Annotated in this window: 5 protein-coding genes; 2 read left to right on the forward strand and 3 right to left on the reverse strand. The window is 63.5% G+C overall.

From position 1 onward, the window contains the following. Positions 1–361: sigma factor (locus JYJ84_RS32485; protein ID WP_275890756.1), on the reverse strand; the 361-nt coding region annotated here is incomplete at its 3' end. Positions 362–688: 327 nt separating this feature from the next. On the opposite strand from JYJ84_RS32485, the gene JYJ84_RS32490 reads away from it, so the two are divergent. Then, entirely contained in the window at positions 689–928 is a 240-nt protein-coding gene (locus tag JYJ84_RS32490) for a hypothetical protein (RefSeq protein ID WP_174959783.1), read from the forward strand. Between the two features lie 46 nt (positions 929–974). Beyond that, complete coding sequence (locus JYJ84_RS32495; protein WP_011351930.1) at positions 975–1,112, forward strand: HHHH-motif protein; 138 nt, start codon at positions 975–977, stop codon at positions 1,110–1,112. A 418-nt stretch (positions 1,113–1,530) separates the two neighbouring features. Here the strand turns inward: JYJ84_RS32495 and JYJ84_RS32500 are convergent, their stop codons facing one another. After that, positions 1,531–2,556, reverse strand: coding sequence for a fimbrial protein (locus JYJ84_RS32500; RefSeq protein ID WP_122945315.1), 1,026 nt, complete (start codon positions 2,554–2,556; stop codon positions 1,531–1,533). Then, positions 2,553–3,170, reverse strand: a 618-nt coding sequence (locus tag JYJ84_RS32505; RefSeq protein ID WP_205189980.1) for a molecular chaperone, incomplete at its 5' end; no start/stop codon positions are given. The genes JYJ84_RS32500 and JYJ84_RS32505, both read right to left, overlap by 4 nt.

Raw genomic sequence — 3,170 nt, forward strand, 5'->3', positions numbered from 1 at the left:
CGTCGTCCTCTTCCGTGTGATAGACGTTCTCGAGGCTTTGCCGGCGGCATGCGTCGATCGACGCATTGCGCACCATCCGCGTCACGTAAGCGACCGGCTGGCGCACCGCGTCCTGGTTCGGGAATTCGACGAGCTTCACGAACACGTCGTGTACGACATCCTCGGCGCGGCTCGCGCAGCCGACGAAGCCGCGCGCGACGTTGACGAGCATCGCGCGATGCGAGATCAGCACGTCGAGCAGCGCACCCTGCGCACGGGGCTCCGCGGTACGGCACGCACGCAGCGGCCGATCGGTATCACGGCCGAGGAACGGGTTCGCCGCTGCCGCCGCCGGTCGGTCGAGCACTTCCGCCATCGCCATCGATCTGCTCCGTCAAATTCCGAGATAGCGCAATTTAACGTAAACGCAAATCATTCTCAATACGATTACGAGATAACCCTTTCGACTGTCAGGATTTGTCTGAATAATCGCCGGAATCGTTGCTGGGACAGACGGGACGTGTGCCGCGGGTCGCGGCACGCGGCCACTGACGCGTCTGTTCGGCGCACGCGGCCGCCGCTTGCGCCGACACGATCTTTCACGGTTCTGACGAAACGCCTGCGCCTGTCATGCGCGGTAGCAACTTATTACTACGTGAAATTTTGAGGGCTCGTACGATCGACATGCCGTTTTTCAAGGGAGAACAACATGAAATCCATCGTGTTATCCGCTGTCATGGTTGGTGCGCTGTCGAGCGTGATGCTCACCGGTTGTGTCGCCTATCCAGGACCGGCCGAAGTCACGATCGGCTGGCATGGCGATCGCTACTGGGACGGCAATCGCTACTGGGAGCGCCGCGACTGGGAGGCTCAGCATCCCGTCGGGCATGACGACCGCCGCGACGATCGCCGGGATGACCATCGCGACGATCAGCGGCCGCAGTGGTAACGCACTGCCGCTCCCGTGCCCCACTATTCAATGACAGGATCACCACATGAAGACGCTACTCAAAACCCTGACCGTCGCGGCGCTCGCCGCCGCCGTGCTCGTGCCGGCCATCGCCGAAGCGCATCCGCACCGGGTGTGCCACTTCGACCATCACCATCACAAGATGTGCCGCTGGGTGCGCTGAGCCTCGCGCAGCAGATGTGAAAAACGCCGGCAAGCCGGCGTTTTTTCGTTTTACCGGCTCTGCGGCAACAACCTGCATCGTACGAGCAACGCGCGACCGGTTGGTGTCCGGCATACATCGCCGCGCATCGCCCTCGGGCGTTGCGCCGCCAATGCGCGAGCCTCGGGTTTCAGCGTCGATGCCTGCGAGCGCCGGGCATCGGCACCCGGTGCAGCAGCCGGCAATGCCCGCAACGTCGCGGCATCGATATGCACTTGCCAGAATTGATGTCTACCCTCCGGATCGTCCTCGCGGTATCCCTGGCCCGTGATGGTCTGCACGGCCGCGACAACGCCGTGTCTCAGATGCATCCCCTTCTCCTCCTTCTCTTCGTCAACGCAAATCCGGTGCAGGCGACGTCTTCTGCACCGCACGGCGCTCAATACAGGAAAATCCGGATCGTCGCCGACGCATCGAACGGCCCGATCTTCGGTGGTCCGAACGACTTGAGCACCGCATCGAGCAACACGGTCTGATTCGCGACGTTGGCCGCAAACTGCGTGAGCGTGAACTGCTTGTTGAATTCGATCGGCTTGCCCTGACTATCCTCGAGGCCGATCCCGAAATTGCTGTTCGTCGCCGGTACCAGCAAACCGTTCTGCACGGTGCCCTTGGTCGCCTCGAAATAACCGTCGACGCGAATCGGGATGCTGCATTTCTTCGTCAGCGACAACGAGAACCGCCGGCGCGGCACCACCGGCAGGAAGCCATTGCCGGACGCCTGCACCTGGCCGAAATTGACGATGCCGGGCTCGGGCGTCACCAGCACGTCGACCAGGCACGGTGTCGGCTTCAGGCGCGACAACCCGCTCAGCCGGTACTGAAAACTCGATCGGGCCGCGTTGAGGCCGCCTCTTCCGTCGAACTGGAAGACCGCATAGATATCGTTCGGCGGCTGCATCCATTGACCCTTCTTGCGCACCACCACCTGATAGGTAATGCTGAGCGGCACCTTCTCGCAGCGCCCCCATTCAAAGTCCCGGGGCGAGCACGGACCCACGGTGGTGGTGGTTTCCACGCGCGCGCTCGGCCCGCTACCCAGGCCGAAATAGTCCTGGCCACCATAGCGAATGCCGATCTCCAGCCCCCATGCGGCGGGATCCTGCGATCTCGGGTTCGCGTAGAAGTAAACCTTCTCGGAGAACTTCAGCGCGTCCCCGCCGTAGTCCTTGTAGCAGTAGCCCGTCGTCGTGCGCGGCGGCGACACCCAGATCACGTACCCGTCCTGCGCGTCCGTCGGATACGATGCGACACCGCCGATCGACTCGGTAAGCGAATCCGCGCCACCGTCGCTCAGGCAGCGCAGCGCCCATGCCGGCTGCACCGCCGCGATCAGCATCGCTAGCACGACCCAGCGCAGCCACGACGCGAGCGGCGACACGCGTTGTCTTGCGCCCCCGCTCATTTCTTCACGCTCTTGCAAGCACCGGCCTCACACGCATACTCGACCGCCACCTGGCCGCCGTAGTCGTCCACATGCGTGACGAACAGCGTCGACGGCGTCGCGGCCTTGAACGGCACGTCGGCCGTGCTCATCGGGCTGACCATCACCGGGTCCAGCGGCACGGGCGTCTTCTGTGCACCCGACGCCACTTCGACGATCGTGATGTGATAGGGCGTCGGGTTGTCGAACACCAGCTTGTGCGCGGCCGCGTCCACCCGCAATGTCATCGGCAGCGTCCAGTCCTCGTCGCGCGCCGGCTGCACGGCCTTCGGCCGATAGAACAGCTTCATCTGCGTATGCAGCGCGATCTGCAGCGAGTTCGGCACATCGCTCTTCGGCGGCACTTCGCGGATGTTCAGGTAGAACACCGTTTCACGATCGGCCGGCAGGCCGGCACCCGGCAGCTTCGCGATCCGCAGCACGTTGCGCTCGTTCGCCTCGACGCGCTGCAGTGGCGGCACGACCATCAGCGGCGACGTGATCTTGTTGTGTTTCTCGTCCTCGAGCCACGACTGCACGAGATACGGATAGGTCGTGCTCTTGTTGGTGATCGTGACGATCGCGGCCCGTTCGCC

It is taken from the genome of Burkholderia sp. LMG 13014, assembly GCF_905232215.1.
Taxonomy (GTDB): Bacteria; Pseudomonadota; Gammaproteobacteria; order Burkholderiales; family Burkholderiaceae; genus Burkholderia.